This window comes from Lactobacillus sp. UMNPBX4 (assembly GCF_002554115.1).
Taxonomy (GTDB): Bacteria; Bacillota; Bacilli; order Lactobacillales; family Lactobacillaceae; genus Lactobacillus; species Lactobacillus gallinarum.
Map to the genome: position 1 here is coordinate 1 of NZ_PCZF01000012.1, position 23,290 is coordinate 23,290.

Here is a 23,290-nt window from a genome sequence, read left to right on the forward strand (position 1 = left end):
GGTCCAGATGGACTTTTATTTTTATAAAGTGTTCAACTTGATTTTACAATCGGCGAAAAATAATTTTTAATAAAAAAGATCAACTGTTGTAAATTGCAGCAGTTGATCTTTTTTTGCCTAATTTTCTTCTTTTTCCAGCATTTTCTTTAAAACATTAACTAAACCTATAGTCTCATCTTTGCTAAGCATCTGAGTAATGGTTTGATCAGTTTCTCTGCGGTGCTTCTCTACTTTCTTGCAAACTTCCTTACCATCTTCAGTAGAAATCACGGTGCCATTATCATCAGTAACTAAATCTTTAGCAACTAAACTTTTTACTAATTCTTCAACTTTATCCTTAGTTACATGAAGCTCCTTGGCTAATTTGTCATATGTCTTGCCATGCTTATGGTGTTCCAATTCAATCAAAACTTCTAATTCATTTGCACTGATATTAAAACTCTTTAAATCAGCATCCATTTGCTTTTCTACTTCATTGCTAATTCTAGTAAAAAATGATCCAATAGTACTTTCTGTCATCATTTCAGATTCTTTCAATTCATTAACTCAATTATACTAGCCGAAGAAAAAACAGCTCAACAATGTTGAACTGTTTTTTGAATTTTAAATTAAAGGTTCTCATCCATGTTGAAGGTTAACTTAGACATGTTAATTGAATCAATCATCATTTGACCCCAAAGCTTTTCAGTTTCCTCACGAGTATGAGCAACTGTCTTTTGGTTTTCCTTAGTCAAGTAATCAGTTAATTCTTCACCTGATTTGCCATCAGCACCCTTAATAATTTCTTCAACACGATCTCTGAAGTAACGGTTAAGTTCAGTTAAGTATGTAGTGTCAAGTTGAACAAATTGTGGGTAATGACTTTCAACAAGTGCAGCAAATGACTTGTAGTACCACCATGCATCATTCATGTTGTAATCCATTGAAGTATTGTTATATGAAGGATCAGTATCATTCATATTAGCAAAGAATGGAACAAATGGAGTAAAGGTTGGACCACCAATACATAGCCACATAATAGCTGCACGATCTTCTGGCACATCACTTCTAATTTGCAAAATGTGGGCATTTTGGGTACGGTTCAAACCAATTGGACGATAGCGGTGCTTTTCTTCTTCAGTACCTTTGCCAAATGGATCATATGGAGTGTCTTGGTAGTGTGAACCCAAAGCAAATTGAATATCTTCTTTAGTGATCTTTTTAGCAGCCTTACGAATGAATGGAATATCACCATCTTGTGGATCTTGTTCAATTTCTGGGTTAAACAACTTTTGAATGTACCATTGACGATTAGTGTTGTAGTGACGGTCTTGTTCAGTGTAAGTACCAAAAATGTGGCGGAAGTTCCAGCCCTCATGATCAGGATTCAAATGATGTTCTTCAACAAATTCTTGAATTCCTTCACTCCACATGAAGTAATCAGGATTATCAAAATCAACTTGTTCAATTGCCACACGGTTACCAGTAGCTGCATAACAATCATCTGGGATACGCTCTGCAACCCAATGGTGACCAGTAACAATTTCCATGTACCAAATTTCGTCTTTATCACTGAAAAGAACTGAATTACCAGCTGGTGAACCATACTTAGCAATCAACTTACCTAAGTATCTAACACCGTCTCTAGCGGAATGAATATATGGCAAAACTGAAGTTTGCATACAGTCTTCATCCAAACCATCTTTAACAAGTGGATCAAATGCTAAAGTACGTTCATTACCATATGTTGATTCAGTACATGACATAGCAACGTTTTCTTCGTTAATACCACTTTCGTCGTAATAACCGCGATGCTTGTAATCAACGTTTGGAACAGCTGGAACACGTTGAGCGTCTTCTGGTAAATCCATTTCAAACTTGTTAAGCCATGACTTAATGTGTTTCTTTTCACCATGACGAGCTGGTTCGATAATAAACTTTTGTGGGGTGATTGGACGGAATGTATCATCATTACGAGCAATCATAGTAGTACCATCGATTGAGGCTTTTTTACCTACCAAGATAGTAGTACATGCACTATATTCTTTCATAAAATTCTCCTTATAAAACTATATACACTTAAACTTTATCACTAGACTAAGCCATGGAAAAGACCAATTGCATAATTTGCGGCATCAAAATCAGCCAAATCTTCAGCTTTTTCACCAAGTCCAACCAATTTAACCGGTAAGTTCATCTCATTACGGATAGCCAAGACTACCCCACCTTTAGATGAACCATCAAGCTTAGTTAAAACCAGACCCGTTAATTTGGTTGTCTTATCAAAATCTTTAGCTTGGAGCAAGGCATTTTGTCCGGTTGAACCGTCAAGAACCAATAATGTTTCAGTTGGTTGGTCAGGCAGAAGCTTTTTAATAGTTCTTTGAATCTTTTCTAGCTCAGCCATGAGGTTCTTTTTGTTTTGCAAACGGCCAGCAGTATCAACTAACAAGTAATCAGTTTTTTCATTAATTGCACGTTCAGTTGCATCATAAACAACAGAAGCAGGATCAGCTTTTTCTTTTCCAGTTACTACAGGAACATCAACGCGTTTGCCCCACTCAACTAATTGTTCTACGGCACCGGCTCTGAAGGTATCAGCTGCAGCCATGATAACTGACTTACCTTCATCTTTAAAGCGTTTTGCAAGCTTACCAATAGTAGTAGTTTTACCTGCACCATTGACGCCGACAAAGAGATAAACATTAGGCTTATCTTCAGGGTGATAAATTAACTTTTCATCTTCACTGTTGCCACCCTTGTCATACAAGTCAACCAATTTTTCAACAATAACCTTTTTCAGATCATCACGAGATTTGGCATTTTGCAATTTGGCTTCTTCACGAAGTTCATCGGTTAATTGTTCTGCTGTCTCATAACCTACATCAGATTCAATCAATAAATCTTCCAAATCATCAAAGAAGTCCTCATCAACAGTTCTAAATTTAGCAAAGAATGCATTAAGTCGAGCACCAAAACCTTTATTGGTTTTTTCCAAACCTTTTTCATAAAGTTCTTCTTGTGAGGAATCTTCATCTTCTTCTAGTTCTTCAGTTTCAGGTTCTTCCTCGTCTGTTTCGGTTTCCGCCTCTTCAGTAGTTTCAGATTCTTGAGGTTCTGTTTCCTGTTCCTCTTCAATTTCAGCGGTTTCTTCAGATTCAGGCTTTTCTTCATCCTCTGCTACTTCTCCTGAAGCTTCAGACTCGTTATCCTCTTCAATGGGTTCTGTTTCTTCTTGCTTGTCAGATTCAGCAGATTCTTCAGATTGTTCCTCTTGAGCAACTGCTTCACTATCGTCCTGTTTTTGCTCTACTTCTTCTTGTTTTTCCTGCTCTTCTTTTTTCTCTTCTTCGTCATCTTTTTTACCAAAGAGAGACTTTTTAATTCGATCAAATAATCCCAATTATTTCACCCCGTTTTTCTTTTTCATTTCTTTTAATGATACTGACAATACTTGAGATATACCAGATTCTTGCATTACCACACCATACAATTGATCAGCTTGCTTCATTGTTCCTCGTCTATGAGTAATCACAATAAACTGTGTCTTTAAATTATATTTAAGCAAAAATTGAGCAAAACGTGTGACATTTGCATCATCAAGCGCTGCTTCAACCTCATCAAGTAAACAAAATGGTACTGGATTTACCTGCAACATTGCAAATAATAATGTTATCGCAGTTAATGCCCGTTCACCACCAGAGAGCAAACTTAAACGCTGTAACTTCTTGCCAGGTGGCTGAGCGATAATCTCAATTCCTGTTTCTAATAAATTATTTGGTTCAGTTAATTCAAGCTTAGCCTTTCCACCGCCAAAGACAAGTGGGAAAATCCGCTTAAAGCTTTCAGCCACTGCCTCAAATGTTGCTTTAAATCGACTCTTAACCTCTTCATCTAATTCATTCATTGATTTTTCAAGGTCATCACGAGCTTTAAGCAAGTCATTTTGTTGACCATTCAAGAAGTCATAACGCTTTTTAACATCTTCATATTCTTGAATAGAATCCAAATTAACTGGGCCAATGTCTTCAAGTGACATTCGATGCAGTTTAACACTTTTAGCTAATTTTTCTCGAGTTTCTTGATCATTTTGACCTTCAGCTTGAGCAATAGCGGCTTCAAATGTTAATGCATAATCATCACGCAAAGTTTCTAAGCGTTGATCAATCAAACTATTAAACTTTGCAATTTTAACAGAATAATCTTCCTGTTCGATTGCCGCATCCTTACGCAAATCATAATTTCGGCTAGCAACTTGATCTAACTGATTAATTTGCGCATCAAATTGTCCAAGTTGTGAACTAAGCTCATTTAATTTATTTTGCAGTTGTTCGTTCTTTTGTTTAATTTCTTCCTTCTGCTTCTTTAAATCGGTGTTCTTCTTAACAGAAAGTTCTCCATTTTGATTAAGATCTGTTAATTTTCCCTTTAAATCAGCAGCCTGCTTTTCATTATTATCAATTTGATTGCGTTTATCTTTTTCTTGAACAGCTAGATTTTCTAATTTATTTGCAAAAACTGCGATTTGTGGATCAAGCTTGGATAATTCACTTTGCACACGTTGACTTAAATTATTAAAGTTCTTAATACGTGATTGCAATTCATTCATTTGGCTCTTTTTCTCTTCACCTTGTTTAGATAAAAGAGCCTGCTTATCATTTGCTTCTGCAATCTGCTTTTGCAATTCAACTATATGATCATTCCGCTGCTTCACACGTGATTCATATAAAGTATTAGCATCTTGAAGTCGCTTAACCTCTTTTTCTTGATTTTGGAAAGAAATAGCTGCTTCATTAATCGTTTGATTAATTTCTTGCAAAGAATCATGCAATTTTTGCAACTTATTTTCTACTTTAACGCTTTGATCAACCAAATCTTTTAATTGTGCTTGGTCTTCCTTAAATGATCTAGTTAAACTACTGATTTGCTTTTCTAACTGATTAATCTCAGTTGCCGTCTGCAATGGTGAATTATTGCGCAGGTTCTTTTGTCCACCGGTCATAGAACCACCCGGTGAAACAACATCCCCATCTAAAGTAACTATTCGATAACGACCAATTCGTTGAGAAATTGCCATTGCGTTTTCGATTGTATCGACAATCACAACACTGCCTAACAAGTAATTAATTGCGGCAGTAATATTATGATCCGTTTTGCTTTCTACTAGCTCACTGGCAATTCCCTTGAATCCATTAAAGGACTTCAAGGTAGTTACTGTAGATTGTGGAATGGTATATTGGCGTAACCCATCTAATGGCAAAAATGTGGCACGACCAGCTCTACTGCGTTTTAACTGATTAATTGCATTTTTAGCACTATTACGGCTATCTGTAATCAAATCTTGAACGCCGCCACCAAGAGCTGTAGTCATCGCTGCTTCAAGTTCAGCTGGGAAAGTAAGCAACTCACCTACGGCACCAATTACGCCAGGAAAATCATTTAAATGATTCAAGACGTTACGGACACCGTAGTAATAACCTTCATGACGTTTTTGAATATTAATTAAAGCTTCATGACGGGCTTCGATCTTTTCCAGTTTATTCCGCTCATCATTAACTGTTTGCTGCAGACGCCTAATTTGATCATTCAAGTCATTACTTTGATCACTGGCTTCAGCAAAAGCCGCATTTTTGTCTTTACGTTTAGCAGTTAGATCTTTACCTTCGGCTCGTAATTTTTCCAGTTCTGCTTTAGCTTCAGATAGTTGTTTACCCACATCATTGCTTTGATAAGTGGTGTCAGCCTTACTACGTTTTAGCTCAGTATTCAAGTTAATTACTTGATTGTTAACCGCAGCTTGATCTTGCAATAATTGAATGTAGTCGTTACGACAATCCTCCAGTTTCTTATTGAGTTCCTCTGGATTTTCACTCAATTCACCTGTAAGCTTATCCCGCTTTTCTTGTAAAACCGCTTGTTGCTTCTTAAGGCTAGCTTGATCTTTTTGTAAACTTTCCAAATGAGCGTTCAGTTGTACCAGGCTCTTCTTCAGCGTTTCAACTTGATTTTGATATTCGATCTTAGTAGCATCATCAAATTGACGTGATTGTTCAGCCATTTGCAAGTTAGCATTCAAATCTGATAATTGCTGACTTAATTTTAATAATTCATTTTGAACTTTTTCTCGTTCATCCCGAATTTTTTGGTACTCTGCTCTTTTTTCTGAGACCGCATTTTGAGATTCTTTAACTTCAGCATCTAATTTTGATAATAAAATCTTATTCTTATCAGCTGATTTTTGAATAGTTTCTTTTTGCTTATTAATATCTTCGATTTCAAATGCTAATAAACTCTTTAGTTCTTTATCTAAACCAGCCTTTTGAAACTTATATTCTTTGGCTAGCGAACTTTGTTCATGCAGCGGCTCTAAGCGGCCCTCAAGTTCTTTTACTAAATCATTAATTCGAATCAAATTATCTTGAGTCTTCTTAAGTTGCCCTTGAGCTGCTTCTTTTTGCTGTTTAAAGTGAAGCACACCCGCAGCTTCTTCAAAAATTACGCGGCGCTGTTCCGGACGTGAATTTAAGATTTGATCAACTCGTCCCTGAGAAATAATGGCTAAGCTATTTTGCGATATACCAGAATCAAGAAAAAGCGTCCGTACATCACGCATGCGGACTTGCTGTCCATTAATCAAAAACTCACTATCGCCAGAACGTAAAATATTTCTAGTAATTGAAACTTCGTCCGTATCAAATGCTAATTCACGTTTGCGATTATCAAAAATTAAGGTAACTTCAGCTTTATTTAATGGCTTACGATATTGACTACCAGCAAAAATGACGTCCTTCATGTTTGTTCCACGAAGAGACTTAGCGCTGGATTCACCCATTACCCAACGAATAGCTTCTGTAATATTACTTTTACCACTCCCATTAGGACCAACAATACCAGTTATTCCATCATTAAAATGAATAGTTGTTCTGTCAGCAAATGATTTAAAACCATCGAGCACTAATTCTGTTAATGGCACCTTTTTAAATCCCCTTACTCTAATTTTTGTAAAGCTGCTTTAGCGGCTTGTTGTTCTGCAGCTTTCTTGTTATGACCTTCACCTTGTGCTTGAACTTGATCATTAATCTTTAATTCAACTACAAAATGTGATGGCAATTGTGATTCACTAAGTACCGAATATTCAATATTTACTGGACCATTTTGTTGTAATAACTCCTGCAAATCGGTCTTATAATCACGTGAATCATCAAATTCGCCTTTATCAATCAATGGATAAACAGTTAAATGCAAAAAATGTTCAACTGCTGGCATCCCTTGGTCAAGGAATAAAGCGCCATTGAATGCTTCAAAAACGTCTTCCAACAATGTTTTACGATTACGAGCACCAGCTTTTTCCTCACCATTACCTAAATGAATTTCATTTTGAAAACCACATTCAATCGCAAATTCAGAGAATCCTTCAGTTCTAACAATATTAGATCTTAACCGTGTTAATTCTCCTTCATTTAATTTAGGATAATGACGGTATAAATAATCAGAAACAGCCAATTCAAGAACGGCATCACCTAAAAATTCCAACTTTTCATAATCACGAATTCCATCGTTAGGATGCTCATTTGAATATGAAGAATGCGTAAATGCTTCTTCTAATAGCTTTTCATTATTAAATTCAATATTATATTCATCTTTTAATTTTTTTAGAAATTTTGTACTTACCATAAAATTGCCCCTTTTATACCTTTAAATTATACCAGTTTTAGTGCTATATTTTGAATGCAAAAAAGTCACTTCTAGAATTAGAAGTGACTTTTCGTTTTTAAGCTTAATTTTACTTAGTATAAGCAACATTGTACCAGTTAGGAAAACCATTACCCATTGAGTCAGATGGCTTAAGTGAGTAGCCAGTAAGTTTCTTGTTAACTGCAGTAATAGTGTAACTGTTTGATACAGGAAGAACGTAAGCTTCGTCATCCATGTACTTTTGCCATTCGTGGAACTTATCTACACGGTACTTGTGATTAAATGCCTTTTGTGAGTCCATTTCATCAAGAAGTTGAGTATTCTTCTTAGTTACGAAACGAGAATAGTTCATTGGTGACTTTTCACCGTAAAGGTCGTTTGGTGATGGTTCACTTGAAAGTGACCAGGCACCGATAAACATATCTACTGATGGATCATCATGTTGAACCTTATCGTAGAATGAGTTGAATTCAATTAAACGACCACCGGTCAACTTAACATTCAAGCCCATCTTCTTCCATTGTTGAATGTAATTTTGAACGATTGGTTCTTGGTTTGAAGTACCAGTCATAGCTGCAAGACGGATAGTTAAAGGCTTACCATTTGGTTGTACACGATACTTGCCCTTCTTCTTAAAGCCTGCCTTGTCCAAAATTTCGTTACCCTTCTTAAGGTTGTAAGTGTAACCCTTTACATCCTTATCGAAGTAATCACCAAATTGTTTAGGAATTAAAGTCGGAATTCTAAAGCTTAAGCCGTATGAGTAACGCTTAGCAACTTGGTTTACATTCATACCGTAACCAATTGCTTGACGAAGAGCCTTATTGTTCATCTTGGACTTAGGGTTCATTACGTTTTCGCCCTTCTTAGCGTCCCACTTACCTACCTTAAAGCCAAGGTATGAGTATGAAAGTGGAACAGTAGCAATGAAGTTAACGCCCTTAGTATTCTTAACGTTTGGCCATTGTGAGTTGATAACTTGGATAACGTCAAACTTGTTTGACTTAATACTTTGAGCAACTGAGTTAGGGTTGATTACAGTAGCGGTAATCTTAGTAATCTTTGGCTTGCCCTTGTAGTAATATTCGTTAGGAACCCAAGTGGTTGATTGACCACGAACAAGTTTTTGTAACTTGTATGGACCAAAGAACAACGGTCTCTTACGAATCTTATCACTAGACATTAAGTCTTTGAATTTAACATCTTTTAAGTAGTGGTATGGTGCAGCTGCTTCCCAAATATAGCCGTTACCACTAGTGTTCATGCCTGGCTTCATAGTCTTAAAGTGAAGAACAACCTTACGACCATTTTCACCATCTGGCATTTCAAGACCAGAAATAGTGCTTGCCTTGCCTTCGTGGTATTCTTTCAAACCTACCAAGTCAGCTAAACTTGCAGTGTAACGTTGTGACTTAGAATCCTTGTTAGCAATGATTTCGTAAGCATATTCATAGTCTTTAGCGGTTACTTGCTTACCATCTGACCACTTAACACCCTTCTTAATGTTAATAGTTGCAGTCTTAGCCTTTTGATCAATCTTAATAGTAGCTGCACCCTTATTGTTGAACACATAGTGATCATCGGTACCAAAAAGACTCTCAGCACCATATTGCATAACTTCACTATCAGTATTAGAAGTTGAAAGTTCATCATTAAAAATTCCAGTAAATGGTGTATCAGTTTCAACCGCAACCTTTACTGTACCACCATTTTTAGTGGCTTTAGTTGGAACAGCTTGGCTAAATTTAGCGGCGTTAGAAGCTTCATTGGCATTAGAGCCAGATTTACCACAAGCTGCTAGTGTAAGGGCAACACCTGATAAAAGTGTAATGCCAGCAAAAACTTTTGCCTTTTTCATTAGTAAAAATCCTCCATAACTTGGAACAAGTTGACTTATCCATAATATCACTATTACAAAAAAGTTACAACAGCATGAAAACGGCAGGTATCTTTTTTAAGATATCTGTCGCTTTTTTATGTTAGTTATTAGATTTTATAATATGAAAGTTTATGTAAAGGATTATTTATTGTTTAGAATTTTGGAGATTTTTACTAGTGTGCCTAATTACTTAGCGTAACCTACTTGGTACCATAATTGGTGCCCGTTGTTGTTTTGTGATGGCTTAGTTGAGTAACCGGTGATCTTGTTGTTTACAGCATTGATACTGTATGAGTTGCTGGTTGGGATTACAAAGGCTTCATCGTACATGTACTTTTGCCATTGGTGGAAGACCTTTACGCGGTACTTAGTGTCAAATGACTTCTCTGAGTCCATTTCAGCAAGCAACTTGTTGTTTTCTGGAGTTACGAAACGTTCGTAGTTCATTGGTGAAGTTTCACCGTACATGCTTCCTTGTGATGGTTCAGAAGCTAAGCTCCAACCTGCTTGGAAGAAGTCGATATCCTTAGAATCGTGTTGAACCTTGTCGTAGAATGAGTTGAATTCCATCAAACGACCACCAGTAAGCTTAACGTTCAAACCGATCTTGTGCCATTGTTGTAAGTAGTTTTGAGCAATAGCTTCAGCGTTTGGTGAACCTGACATAGTAGCAAAGTGAAGTACTAATGGCTTACCGTTAGGTTGTACACGCCACTTACCCTTCTTCTTGTAGCCAGCCTTGTCCAATAATTGGTTAGCCTTCTTCAAGTTGTAGTTGTAGCCCTTGATGCTGCTGTCGTGGTATGCACCGAAGCCTGAAGGAATTAAAGTATTAACTCTGAAGCTCAAGCCTTGGGTGTAACGCTTGTTAACGGCATCAATGTTCATTGCGTAACCAATAGCTTGACGCAATGACTTGTTGGCAACCTTGGAGTTCTTATCCATGACATTCTTGCCAGTCTTAGCGTCCCATTTACCCATCTTAAAACCAACGTAGCTGTATGCCAATGGAACTTGAGCAACCCAGTTAACACCCTTGGTGTTCTTAACTTGATCCCATTGTGAGTTAATTACGCCAGTGATATCGAACTTGTGACTCTTAATAGCTTGTGAAGCTGAGTTAGGGTTAACTACTTGGATTACAACCTTGTTTAACTTTGGTTTACCTCTCCAGTAGTACTTGTTTGGTACCCAAGTTACTGATTGACCACGAACAAGCTTATCAAGCTTAAATGGACCAAAGTATAATGGCTTCTTTCTGATTTGGTCACATGATTGAAGCTTGTTAAATGGAATATTCTTTAAGTAGTGGTATGGTGCAGCTGATTCCCAGAAGTAGCCGTTACCTGAGAAGTACATACCTGGTCTCATTTGTTTGTAGTGAATTACAATTGTACGGCCATTTTCACCATCTGGCATTTCAATACCGGAAATAGTCTTAGCCTTGCCTTCGTGGTATTCTTTCATACCTTGAATTGATTCAAGAGTTGAATCGTAACGTTGTGCTTGAGTCTTCTTGTTTGCCAAGATTTCGTATGGATATTCAAGGTCTTTAGCATTTACTTGCTTACCGTCTGACCACTTAACACCCTTCTTAACAGTGATGGTTACTGTCTTGGCCTTACGGTCAAGTTTCATAGTTGCGGCACCTTTATTGTTAATTCTGTAATAATCATCAGTATCGAATAATGATTCTTCACCAGGTGCAGCTACACTTGAGTCAATTGCGGAGGTTGATAATTCATCTGAAAAGATTCCAGTAAATGGGGTATCAGTTTCCAATGCTACAGAAACGGTACCACCTTGCTTGGTAGCTTTCTTAGGAGTTGAATCTGGAAACTTCTTAGCATCCTTTGCTCCTTAGTTATTACTGCTACCGCTTTGACCACAAGCAGCCAATGCTAATGCGGCTGCGGAAACTACTCCTACAGAACCTAAAATCTTTGCTAATTTCATATAATTATTCCTCCATCTAGGACATCTTTTATGTTTTTTATTAATAATCTTTGAATCAAGTTGATGATTAAATAATACCACGATATATTAGTTTTTCAATAGTTTTATGAAATTAATTTTAATTTTTATTTTATTAGAATTGCATAACTTTATTATTATGCAGACACAAAAACAGCTCTATCAAGCGATGGAGCTGTTTTAATATATTTATTAGATTATTAATTTTCACGTTGTCTTGCGTCACCTGCACGTTGTAAGGCACGACCAACATAGTTAATACTTAAGGAAATAACCAAAAGCAAGATAGTAGCTGGGAGCCATAACCATGGACGGTTAATAACGTTAACTGGGTCATCAGCAAATCCAATCAAAGTACCAAGTGATGGTGTAGTGGTTGGCAAACCGTATCCCAAGAAGGACAAACTAGTTTCAATACCGATGTTACCAGCAATAGTCAAAACAACGTCGATGATAATCATTGAAGTGATGTTAGGCAAAACTTCACGGAACATAATTTGGAAGTTAGATGAACCTGAAGTCTTTGATGCCAAAACATAGTCACGGTCACGCTGTGAAAGGATGAATGAACGGTAGTAACGTGCCGTCGTCGTCCATCCAAACATGGCAATCAAGAATACCAAAGTTACAGCGTTGTAGTTAGGAATAACTGTAGTCAAAACAATGATAATTGGCATTTGTGGCAAAATTTGAATGAAGTCAACTATTCTCATGATGATGACATCAACAACACCACCGTAGTAACCAGAAACTAATCCGACTACCAAACCAACAATTTCAGTAATTACAGTAACTGAGATACCGATCATGATTGAGTTACGTCCACCCATGATGAGCAGTTTCAAAATATCACGACCACCATCGTCAGTACCTAGAAGGTGACCCCCTTGGCCCCAACCGTAGTATGCGTCAACGATGTTCATTTCAGTAATTTGTGCTCTGTTCAAAAACAATGAACCACCGAAAGTAAGCAATAAAATTAAAATAATGATAATTAAAGCTGTAAGTGCAGACTTAGAACGTAAAATTTCACGTACAGCCACCCTGAATCCAGAAGGTGGGAGAGTAGCCTTCGGTGTAGCGTCTTTTTTACTTGCTTTCTTTGTAGCAGTATCTTTCTTTTTATCAGCCATTTCTTCTCTCCTCCCTATTGAATTCTAATACGTGGGTCAATAATACTCATGATGATATCTGAGAGCAAGTTACCAATTAGAGTCAAGATACCAAAGATAAGAATCAAAGCAGTTAAAGTGGTGTAGTCACGTTGACTGATTGAGTCAAGGAACAACTTACCCATACCAGGATAACTGAAGACACTTTCAATAATCATTGAACCACTAAGAAGACCAGTAATAGTGTTACCAAGGAAGGCAGCAATTGGCAATAATGAATTTCTCAAAATATGCTTATGGAAAACTACATTTTCAGGAACACCCTTACTGCGGGCAGTTCTAACGTAGTCTTCAACCTTGTTATCAACAATACCTGTTCTCAAGTACTGTACAGTACCAGTAGTAGCAATCAAGGCATACAAGATAGCTGGAAAAATCATGTGGTAAAGTCTACTGCCAAGTACACCCCAAAATCCTGAGGCGTTGGCTGAAACTGAACCTGAAATTGGGAACCAACCCAAGGTAAAGCCGAAGAGCCATAATCCTAAGATATAGAATACGAAACCCGGTGTAGCTAAAGTAATGTAGTTAAAGATTTGTACACCAGTATCTTGCCATTGGTCTTGGTGACGACCAGCAGTAATACCAAGAGGAATCGCAATACTATAAGTTAAGATAGTTGTCAAAAGTGATAACCAGAAAGTATTATTTGCACGGTCTGCAATTAATGATGTTACAGGTACGTGTTGAATATAACTTGTACCAAGATCACCATGGAATAAGTTGCCTACCCATCTAAAGTATTGAACATACCATGGATCATAAAGACCAGCAGCTCTTCTTAAAGCTTCGATTTGTTTAGGGTCGGTGTTAGGGTTAATTGATCCACTGAATGGGTCACCTGGCATCATCTTAGCAAGCAAGAAGACCAACAGACTCAAGATAATCAATTGTGGGATCATGATTAACAAACGCCGTAAGATTGTTTTCCACATGCTTAATCACTCTCCTTTTCTTCTCGTTCTTTGAGTTCAGCTTCTTGAGCCATATCTTCAGGCAATGCTACCCAGTGCTTAGGTGCAACCTGTTGCAATGGATATACACGTCCGTTCTTGTCATACCATTTGCTTTGGTTTTCCTCGAATTCTTTTTCTACTTGTTCACGGTGTTTCTTATGTTCTTCACGATGTTCAACGTCAACTTGAGGAATAGCAGAAAGAAGTCGCTTAGTATAAATGTGAATTGGGTGCTTGTAAATTTCTTCACGACTACCTAATTCAACCAAACGACCACGGTGCATAATAGCTAAGTTTTCTGACATGTGCTTAACAACACCTAAGTCGTGAGAAATGAAGAGATATGCAATGTTGTATTGTTGTTGAATATGCTTCATGAAGTTCAAAACCTGAGCTTGAACTGATAAGTCCAAAGCAGAAGTTGGTTCGTCGGCAACAATTAATTTAGGGTTAGTAGCAACGGCACGAGCGACACCAATTCTTTGACGTTGACCACCAGAGAATTCATGTGGGTACTTGTAAATTGCATCACTAGGCATCCCTACGATGTCAAGCAAGTCCTGTACACGATCACGTTCTTGATCGGTAGTCAAATTTTCAAAGTTTCTAATCGGTTCAGCAATGATGTCTTCAATTCTCTTACGAGGGTTCAAACTTGACATTGAATCCTGGAAAATCATTTGAACATCTTTGTTATAATCAAGCTTCTTACGATTGCTTGCCTTAGTGACGTCCAAACCCTTATACATGATTTGTCCGCCAGTAACTTTTTCAACCCCAACGATTGCTTTACCGGTAGTTGATTTACCAGAACCAGATTCACCAATCAAACCGTAGGTTTCACCTTCGTTAATTGAGAAGTTTACACCATCAACGGCACGAACATAATCTGTAATTCTGTTCCAAAAGCCGGAGCGAATTGGGTAATAGACTTTTAAATCTTTTATTTGGATAATTTCTTTTGCCATAAATTACTCCCCGCTTGCTGCTGTTGCTTTTTGCGTACTGTCTTCATCCTCAAAGTGGAATGTCTTCCAGCAGGTACATCTTACCCAGTGACCAGGTGCTACCTCATGAACACGTGGCTCCTCCTCATGGGCACTTGCAGGAATCCAAGGAATTCTTGCAGCAAATCGATCACCACTACGTGGCATATTCTTAAGAGATGGTACAGTACCCTTGATAACATGAAGGTCTTCATCAGTATCATCAGATTGAGGCATTGAATTAAGAAGTGATCTTGTATATGGATGAAGTGGATTTTCAAAAATTGTCTTAACATCTGATTTTTCAACAATTTGTCCAGCATACATAACCGCAACTTCATCAGCAGTCTCAGCCACAACGCCCAAGTCGTGGGTAATCAAGATAATACCTGAATGTGACTGTCTTTGAATATCTTCTAGCAAGTCCAAAATTTGAGCTTGAATAGTTACATCCAAAGCAGTAGTTGGTTCATCAGCAATAATTACTTCTGGCTTACATGCAATAGCCATCGCAATAACTACACGCTGACGCAAACCACCTGAAAGTTCATGTGGGTACATCTCGTACATTTCTTCAGGTCTAGGCATTCCTACTTGATTAAATAATTCAATAACTCGTGCGTGACGTGCTTTTTCATCCATATCAGTATGGTAATAAAGAGTCTCGGCAACTTGGTCACCAACACGCATTAATGGATTTAAACTAGCAAGTGGATCCTGAAAGATCATCCCGATCTTATCTCCACGAATCTTGTTGAACAATGATTCATTCAAACCAACAAGGTTCAATTCATTATAAAGAATGTCCCCTGTAACTTTAGTATTTTTATGGTCGTACAATCCAATAATACTTGAAGCGATAGTACTTTTACCACAACCAGATTCACCAACAATGGCTAAAATCTCGTCGCGCTTTAAAGTTAAATTAATATCGTCCGCAGCATCATAGAACTTCCCTTGCAAACGGTACGCCGTATGCAGGTGCTGTATATCTAGTAATAGATCACTCTGCTTTTCCAAAGGTCATTCCTCCATTTATAGCTTCTTTTATTAAAAGCTGTTTAATATTTTCTATTTATTTTCTAATTATAAACACAAAGTCGGTCGTATGCAAATAACGACACGGCTTTTTTTTAGAAAATTAACCTTGATGTGACTTAATATATAATACAGCGTCACCAACAGTCTTAATTTTCTCAGCTTCGTCATCAGGAATTTCTGAACCAAATTCATCTTCAAGTTGCAAAATAAATTCAACTAAGTCGATAGAATCAGCGTCTAGATCATTTGTAAAATTAGTATTTTCAGTAATTTTATCTTGATCAACATTAAAATTATCGGCAATTAAGGTTTTAATTTTATTGAAAATTTCTTCTTCTGTCATACAAATTCTCCTTTTTAATAAACTATTGTACTATTTTGTAGCGAATTCGTCTTTAAAATCTTGCACTAAATTTTCTTTAATCATTTTATCAACTTGTTTTAAAGTGAAATAAATTGGACGTTCATTAGAGCGGCCATGAGTTTTAACCACTGGTGCATTAACTCCAAGCAAAACTGCACCGCCATACTTAGCTGTATCAAACTTTGATTTAAGACTTGATAAAGAGCCCTTTACCATCAAAGCTCCTAATTTGGTCATAACACCACCGTTTAACAAGCTATCTTTTAGCAAATGCAAGATTACGCTTGATGTACCTTCAATATTTTTAAGAACAGCATTGCCAGTAAAACCGTCTGTAACTACTACATCAGCTTTACCTAGTAATAATTCATTCCCCTCAATGTTCCCTTGGAAGTTAAGGTCACTATCTTTTAATAATTCATAGGCAGCTTGGTGAACCTCATCCCCTTTATCACTTTCAGAACCATTATTTAATAGCATTATGCGAGGAGTTTGAATGCCACGAATTTTTTCAGCATAATATGATGCCATTTCTGCCCATTGAAGTAAATATTCAGGTTTGCTCTTAGCATTGGCACCTACATCGACCATATTAAAGCCGTCATCACTATTTTGAAGTGGTAAGGTTGGCATTAAGCCTGGACGAGTAATGCCCTTAATACGACCGATGATAAAAATACCACAGGCTAATAATGCACCAGTATTACCTAAAGAAAGAAGAGCATCGGCCTTTCCTTCTTTAACAAAGTTTGCTGCTACAACCATTGAAGAATCTTTCTTTCTTCTAATTGCCTTAACGGGTTCATCTTCATCGGCAATCACTTCGGTGGTTGCAACTACGCCCAATTGATCATTAATTTGATCAGCAGGAATTAAATTACGTAATTGTTCTTTATCACCGAATAATAAAAACTTAGTTTCAGGCATTTCATCTTTTGCCTTTAAAACAGCTTCAACGATTGCTTCAGGCGCATTATCTCCGCCCATCGCATCAATAGCAATTGTTCTCAATATAATTCACCACAATCTTTTAAATTCTATTTTGTTCTAATCGTTTATATTCTAGCACTTGGTTAAGTGTCTGATGATCAGCTAATTTCGGATCTTGCTGAACTAATTCTCGCGCCACTTTTTGCGCAACAACCAAGGTATTGTAGTTATTAACTACATCTCCCACGCGAAATTCAGGCAATCCAGATTGAGCTTTACCAAAAAGATCACCCTCGCCACGCATTTTAAGGTCTTCTTCTGCTAATTTAAAGCCATCATTGGTAGCAGCAATTATTTTCATTCTTGCTTTACCAGAATCAGTCTTCGGATCAGCTATAAAAACGCAATAACTTTGCGTCTTACCACGTCCAATTCTTCCGCGAAGCTGATGCAGTTGACTTAATCCGAAACGATCCGCATTATAGATGACCATCATATTGGCATTAGCCACATCGACTCCAACTTCAATTACGCTAGTTGTAACCAAAATATTTATTTTTCCACTAGCAAAAGCGGTCATAATTTCGTCCTTTTTAGGACCGGGCATTTGACCATGAAGCAAAACCACATTTTGATTAGGAAAATCATGACTTAACTTAGCATGTAATTCCTCCGCATTCTTTAAATCCAATGTTTCAGATTCAGTAATCAGCGGCGTAACAGCATATATTTGAAAACCTTGTGCAAGTTGCTCCTGCATTTTCTGATAAACATCTTTCATCTGACTACTAGTCTTCCAAGATGAAATGATTGGTTTTCTACCGGCAGGCATATGATGAATTTCAGAAACAGTCATATCTCCATATACTGTTAAAGCCAGCGTTCGAGGAATTGGAGTGGCCGTCATAGCTAGAATATCAGGCTGATCACCTTTATTAATTAAAGCCTGTCTTTGTCCAACGCCAAAACGGTGTTGTTCATCAATGATTACCAAGCCTAACTTTTTAAAAATGACACTGTTCTGAATTAAAGCGTGTGTGCCAATTACCACATTAATTGTGCCATCAGTTAATTCACGATAAATTTCTCTACGCTCGAGTGTTTTGGTATTACCTGTTAATAGAGCAACTCTTACGCCCAAGGGCCTCAGTAATTCATCAATCTTTTTAAAGTGCTGTGTAGCTAAAATTTCAGTTGGCACCATCAAAGCTGCTTGATAACCCGCAGTAATCGCCGCAAAAATAGCATAAACTGCAACAACAGTTTTACCAGATCCTACATCCCCTTGTAACAGACGACGCATTTGACCTGATGAATGCATATCAGCAAAAATTTCATTAACAACTTCTTTTTGATCGTCTGACAATTCAAACGGTAAAGAAGAGGTCAATTGAGCTATTTCTTTTAAATCATAATTTTTAGGATAGCCTGCTTGTTTGCCATCATGGCTAGCCAAAAGAGCTAGCTGCAATTCAAAAATAAAAAATTCTCGAAAGATTGCACTTCTTTTAGCTAGATTTGCTTCAGTACTATTTTTAGGATGATGCATTTTTTGAATAATCGCTTGATCAGTCAACAAACGATATTTTTCTCTAATGCTCTGGGGAACAATATCTTGTACTTTATCTAAGAAACTATCTACCGCTAAATTAATCAAATTAACTAGCTTTTTTTGTTTAACATGACGATTAACAGGATAAATTGGCGCCATGCCACTATCATTTTCTTTTACTGCAACAAATTTAAAGGCAGAAAGACTTTGACGAGCAACATTATATTTACCATAAATTGCTACTTCTTCGCCAATTTCAATCTTGCTCTTAAGCCATGGCTGATTAAAAAAATTGACCATGATTACATCATGGTCAATTCTCATTTTAAAACTTAGGCGACTCTTCTTATAACCAAAACGACTAACAAAAGGTTCGGTGGCTACAATTCCCTTTAGCATTACTTTTTGACCATCCATGATTTGATCTAAAGGCAATGTCTGCAATTCGTCATAACGAAAAGGAAAATAAAAGAGCAAATCATAAATACTATAAATGCCTAAGCTACCTAGATCAGCCGCAGTTTTTGTTCCTACACCTTTTAAATCTGTTACAGGAGCAAATAATGCGTTTTCTATCATTTTTTATTCAACTGATACTAAGAAGTGATATACAGGTTGACCACCATCATGAATTTCAAATTCAAGATCATCATGACTGGCTTCAAGAGCTTCAACAACCTGTTGTGCCTCATCTTCGCTTGCATCACGACCATACATAATAGTGATAATTTCTGAATCTTCATCAAGCATCTTTTCGATCATTTCGATAGTAGTATTGATCAAATCAGCGTTATCAACCTTAATATTACCGTCGATGATACCAAGGTAATCATTCTTGTGAATTTCTACGTCGTCAATTTCAGTATCACGAGTAGCTTGAGTTACTTCACCTGAAACTACAGTGTCGAGATCTTCTGACATAGCTTCAACGTTATCATCAACGGAAGCATCTGGGTTAAATGAAAGCATTGCAGTGAGACCTTGTGAGATAGTCTTGCTTGGTACGATACCTACTGGAATGTCACTAACTTCTGCAGCTTGCTTAGCAGCCATCACGATATTACCGTTGTTTGGCAAAACAATTGCCTTCTTAGCACCTGACTTCTTGATTGCATCAATAAAGTCTTGGGTTGATGGGTTCATTGTTTGACCACCAGAAATAATTCTGTTTATGCCTTCGCTTTCAAACAATTTTCTAATACCGTTACCAGAAGCTACGGCAATAACAGCAAAGTCAACTGATTCTTGTTGTTCTTTATCTTGATCAACGATGCTTTCGTGTTGGATACGCATGTTGTCGATCTTGATCTTGCCTAATTGACCGAATTGACTACCGTACTTGAAGACATCACCAGGGTGTTCGGTGTGAACGTGAACCTTAGCAATTTCACCATCAGATACAGCTAAAAGTGAGTCGCCCAAACCTGACAAGTGCTTTCTGAATTCTTCCAAATCGAATTTCTTCTTGTTTGGCACGTCAGCGTTAAGGTCAACCATAATTTCAGTACAGTAGCCATTCTTGATATCTTGAGTAGCTAGTTGACTTTGTACAGAAGATTGGTGGTGCATTGCGTTGATCATTTCATCCATTTCAGTTTCGTCAGGTTGATATTGATCAGCAAAGTTTTCACCAAGAAGACCTTCTAAGAAACCTTCATAAATGAACAAAAGTCCTTGACCACCTGAGTCAACAACACCAACTTGCTTCAATACTGGAAGTAAATCTGGAGTTGATTTAAGAGCCTTCTTAGCACCTTCAACAACTGCCTTCATTACTTCAGTAACATCATCAGTGTCATTAGCCTTAGAAGCACCTTCTTGAGCAGCAACACGAGCTACAGTCAAAATAGTACCTTCGACAGGTTTCATTACTGCCTTATAAGCAGTAGCTACACCATTTGAAAAGGCGTTAGCCAATTCTTGTGCAGTTAAGGTCTTCATGCCTTGAGTAGCCTTGTAAAAGCCGCGGAACAACTGTGAAGTAATAACACCACTGTTACCACGTGCACCCATCAACATTCCTTTAGCTAAGCTTTCAGTCAAATCACCAACATTGCTGCTAGGATTTTCAGAAACGGCTCTTGCCCCACTTTCAATAGTTAAATTCATGTTGGTACCAGTATCACCATCAGGAACTGGGAACACGTTCAATGAGTTAACAAACTCAGCGTTCTTACCAATTCTGTGGGTGGCAACACGCACCATATCTCTAAATTGCTTACTATCTATTTCATTTAAAACCACTATTTAAAACCTCCGCTTACGTTATTCGTCAAGTACCTTTACACTTTGAACGATTACATTAACGGCTTTAGTGTTAATTCCTAATTGATTAGAAAGATTAAATTTAACACTATCTTGAACATTCTTACTTACTTCAGAAATCTTAAGCCCATAGCCTACGATAATGTATACATCAACAGTGATTTCGTTATCTTCTGACTTGACAACAACACCGCGCTTATAGTTGGCACGGTTAAGAATTCCATCGAATCCATCACGAATGGCATTTTTTGAAGCCATTCCCACAACGCCATAATTAGACGTAGCTGCGCCACCAACAACAGTTGCGATTACACCGTTTGAAATATCAATCAAACCATCTTTTGTCTTGATCTTAACAGCCATGTTCTTCCTCCGTCTTATTATCTACATATACGATTATTATTTTATCATAGTACTGCCGTAATCAATAAATAAAATACGTCCTAAAAAAAGTTGAATTGCGACAAAACATATGATAACCTAATTAAGTATGACACCATATATAAAGGAGGTTTAGCAAATGGCTAAAGATTACGTAACAGGTAAGAAGACCACATTCGGTAACAAACGTTCACACTCATTGAACTCAGCTCGTCGTGCTTGGAAGCCAAACCTTCAAAAAGTTCGCATTCTTGTTGACGGTAAGCCAAAGCGCGTATGGGTTTCAACCAAGGCTTTAAAGTCTGGTAAAGTTACTCGTGCCTAATAACCAGCCTTGCAGATTTATCTGTAAGGTTTTTTGTTTGCTAAAAATTTTGTACATCAAAAAAGGACAACTGATTTTTCAGCTGTCCTTTTTTAAATTATTTCATAATATTATGATTTTTATCATCATCTGAAATTTCATCAGCCATTCTTTCCTTAATTGGAGTATAGGCATATTCAGTAATCATTTCGCCCAATTTAGTTGGCAAGCCCAAGTCTTGGTAAGTAACGTTTCTAGCAAGGCCATTAATAGTTGCTACTTCCTTCTTCTTTTTCTTATCAAAAACGTGAACATGGTTTTTGTGCATTTAATTTTCTACATTTTGTTTTGCGCGATCAAGTCTTGCTTCATAGCGACCATCTTCAAAAGCGGCCACATTCTTTTCAAAATCAATATATTTCATAATTAATCCTTGATTCTTTTTCATCTATTTTAAACCAATCATTAAAGATTATGAAAGCGATTAACATCTTTTGAATAAATCGCCGCAAGCATCCCTTTTTCAAAATTAATTTCAAATTGAGAAGTATTCGGCAAAAATTCATTTGAAGAAAACACTCGTGGATAATCTCCAGAATAATGGTGCAACTCATAACGGGCACCTAAAATATTAAAATCTTTAATTGCAGTTAAAGCAGCAAAACCAATATATGGGTACTCTGATACTTTCTTTATTACATGACGTCCCGGATTGAAAAAGACAATTTCATTTTGCTTATCCATTATTGAGACCTGTTCAGCGAATTGTCGCAGAGATGGATCGAGCAGCATTAATAAATTAATTAAAAAATGATCTATTCTGCCCCCTGTTGCACCCAAAATATTTAAATTATCAATCTGATAATCATCAAAAACTGTATGCAGCATCAATTCAGAATCAGTCAAATCTTTAACCGGATTTGAATAACGAATATCTCTTACATTACTTTCAATTTCCGCTAGATCTGCTTTTTTTAATGAGTCAAAATCCCCCAGCGCTACATCAGGAGTTATTCCTAATTCTTCTAAGTACAAAGAACCACGATCTACTCCAACAATAAGATTATTTGTCTTTCTTGCATCTTTAAGTATTTCTTTGATGTTAACAGGCCACAAATCTGTTGGTCCACCTAATAATGCATATGCTTCCATTACTTAATAATTTTTTCTAATTTAAGTACTTGATTTGCAATATTACCATTTTCATATAAATAAGAGCCAACTACAAAGACATCAGCACCTGCATCTTTGGCAATTTTAATCGTACGGTCATTAATGCCACCATCAACTTCAATTGCCATGTTTGGTCCTACAATTTCTCTGACTTGCTTAATCTTCTCAGCTGAATCAGCAATAAAGCTTTGACCACCAAAACCAGGATTGACGGTCATGACTAAAACTTGTTTAATTTTTGGCAAAAATTTTTCGACAACGTCAGCTGGAATATCCGGTTTAATTGCTAAAACAGCCTCAACTCCATTAGAAGCCAAATAATCAAGCCAATAATTCAGCTTGGATTCACTCATCGCACCATAATGCAGCTCCATGATATCTGCTCCGGCTTCAACAAAGGCTGGAATAAGATCATCAGGATTATTACTCATAAAGTGAATCTCAGCATCTGTCATGGGAAATTCACGTTTAAAATCACTAATTAATTGTGGTCCAAAAGATAAATTTGGCACAAAATGTCCATCCATAATATCAATATGGAAACGATCAATGCCTACTGCAACAGCATCTTTAATATTTTCTTTTAAATTTAAATTATCTGCGTTCAAAATTGATGGCGCAATAATCATTTTCTTCTCC

General features: G+C 37.0%; 19 protein-coding genes and 1 pseudogene. 1 reads left to right on the plus strand and 19 read right to left on the minus strand.

Translation table 11 applies throughout. The features are described 5' to 3' along the window. Positions 1–117: 117 nt before the first annotated feature. From CP355_RS03615 to CP355_RS03690, 16 genes and pseudogenes are all read right to left on the minus strand, one after another. A complete protein-coding gene (locus CP355_RS03615; RefSeq protein ID WP_369823212.1) occupies positions 118–519 on the minus strand; it encodes a MarR family winged helix-turn-helix transcriptional regulator in 402 nt (133 codons plus the stop codon). Between the two features lie 89 nt (positions 520–608). Beyond that, positions 609–2,030: a C69 family dipeptidase gene (locus tag CP355_RS03620; RefSeq protein WP_025005827.1), complete on the minus strand. Its 1,422-nt coding sequence runs from the start codon at positions 2,028–2,030 to the stop codon at positions 609–611. A gap of 41 nt (positions 2,031–2,071) precedes the next feature. Next, positions 2,072–3,382, minus strand: a complete 1,311-nt coding sequence (ftsY, locus tag CP355_RS03625) for a signal recognition particle-docking protein FtsY (RefSeq protein WP_098036234.1) — start codon at positions 3,380–3,382, stop codon at positions 2,072–2,074. Next, positions 3,383–6,952 carry a chromosome segregation protein SMC gene (gene smc / locus CP355_RS03630; protein WP_098043910.1) on the minus strand — a complete coding sequence of 1,190 codons (3,570 nt, stop codon included), beginning with the start codon at positions 6,950–6,952 and terminating at the stop codon, positions 3,383–3,385. A 14-nt stretch (positions 6,953–6,966) separates the two neighbouring features. Next, positions 6,967–7,653, minus strand: a complete 687-nt coding sequence (gene rnc / locus CP355_RS03635) for a ribonuclease III (RefSeq protein WP_025005830.1) — start codon at positions 7,651–7,653, stop codon at positions 6,967–6,969. Positions 7,654–7,762: 109 nt separating this feature from the next. Beyond that, positions 7,763–9,532 carry an oligopeptide ABC transporter substrate-binding protein gene (locus tag CP355_RS03640; RefSeq protein WP_098043911.1) on the minus strand — a complete coding sequence of 590 codons (1,770 nt, stop codon included), beginning with the start codon at positions 9,530–9,532 and terminating at the stop codon, positions 7,763–7,765. Between the two features lie 207 nt (positions 9,533–9,739). Beyond that, a pseudogene (locus CP355_RS03645) lies at positions 9,740–11,509 on the minus strand (oligopeptide ABC transporter substrate-binding protein). A 218-nt stretch (positions 11,510–11,727) separates the two neighbouring features. After that, a complete protein-coding gene (locus tag CP355_RS03650) occupies positions 11,728–12,660 on the minus strand; it encodes an ABC transporter permease (protein WP_087235455.1) in 933 nt (310 codons plus the stop codon). 14 nt (positions 12,661–12,674) lie between these two features. Further along, a complete protein-coding gene (gene opp4B / locus CP355_RS03655) occupies positions 12,675–13,634 on the minus strand; it encodes an oligopeptide ABC transporter permease (RefSeq protein ID WP_025005833.1) in 960 nt (319 codons plus the stop codon). Between the two features lie 2 nt (positions 13,635–13,636). Continuing rightward, positions 13,637–14,623, minus strand: coding sequence for an ATP-binding cassette domain-containing protein (locus tag CP355_RS03660; protein ID WP_098043912.1), 987 nt, complete (start codon positions 14,621–14,623; stop codon positions 13,637–13,639). 3 nt (positions 14,624–14,626) lie between these two features. Further along, positions 14,627–15,661, minus strand: coding sequence for an ABC transporter ATP-binding protein (locus tag CP355_RS03665; protein WP_087235454.1), 1,035 nt, complete (start codon positions 15,659–15,661; stop codon positions 14,627–14,629). A gap of 121 nt (positions 15,662–15,782) precedes the next feature. Beyond that, positions 15,783–16,025: an acyl carrier protein gene (acpP, locus tag CP355_RS03670; RefSeq protein WP_025005836.1), complete on the minus strand. Its 243-nt coding sequence runs from the start codon at positions 16,023–16,025 to the stop codon at positions 15,783–15,785. A 30-nt stretch (positions 16,026–16,055) separates the two neighbouring features. Next, a complete protein-coding gene (gene plsX, locus CP355_RS03675) occupies positions 16,056–17,057 on the minus strand; it encodes a phosphate acyltransferase PlsX (RefSeq protein ID WP_098043913.1) in 1,002 nt (333 codons plus the stop codon). Positions 17,058–17,076: 19 nt separating this feature from the next. After that, positions 17,077–19,107, minus strand: a complete 2,031-nt coding sequence (gene recG / locus CP355_RS03680) for an ATP-dependent DNA helicase RecG (RefSeq protein ID WP_098043914.1) — start codon at positions 19,105–19,107, stop codon at positions 17,077–17,079. A 3-nt stretch (positions 19,108–19,110) separates the two neighbouring features. Then, positions 19,111–20,772 carry a DAK2 domain-containing protein gene (locus tag CP355_RS03685; protein WP_098043915.1) on the minus strand — a complete coding sequence of 554 codons (1,662 nt, stop codon included), beginning with the start codon at positions 20,770–20,772 and terminating at the stop codon, positions 19,111–19,113. Between the two features lie 21 nt (positions 20,773–20,793). Beyond that, complete coding sequence (locus CP355_RS03690) at positions 20,794–21,156, minus strand: Asp23/Gls24 family envelope stress response protein (protein ID WP_003547910.1); 363 nt, start codon at positions 21,154–21,156, stop codon at positions 20,794–20,796. Between the two features lie 157 nt (positions 21,157–21,313). Here CP355_RS03690 and rpmB point away from each other — a divergent pair, with 157 nt between their 5' ends. Further along, complete coding sequence (rpmB, locus tag CP355_RS03695; RefSeq protein ID WP_025005840.1) at positions 21,314–21,499, plus strand: 50S ribosomal protein L28; 186 nt, start codon at positions 21,314–21,316, stop codon at positions 21,497–21,499. A 97-nt stretch (positions 21,500–21,596) separates the two neighbouring features. Here rpmB and CP355_RS03700 read toward each other — a convergent pair whose 3' ends face one another. The 3 genes from CP355_RS03700 to rpe all read right to left on the minus strand — a co-directional run bounded on the left by CP355_RS03700 (position 21,597) and on the right by rpe (position 23,280). Beyond that, a complete protein-coding gene (locus tag CP355_RS03700; protein WP_087235451.1) occupies positions 21,597–21,806 on the minus strand; it encodes a hypothetical protein in 210 nt (69 codons plus the stop codon). 137 nt (positions 21,807–21,943) lie between these two features. Next, complete coding sequence (locus CP355_RS03705) at positions 21,944–22,630, minus strand: thiamine diphosphokinase (protein WP_098043916.1); 687 nt, start codon at positions 22,628–22,630, stop codon at positions 21,944–21,946. Further along, a complete protein-coding gene (rpe, locus tag CP355_RS03710; protein ID WP_087363636.1) occupies positions 22,630–23,280 on the minus strand; it encodes a ribulose-phosphate 3-epimerase in 651 nt (216 codons plus the stop codon). Before rpe ends, CP355_RS03705 begins: the two co-directional genes overlap by 1 nt. Positions 23,281–23,290: the final 10 nt, after the last annotated feature.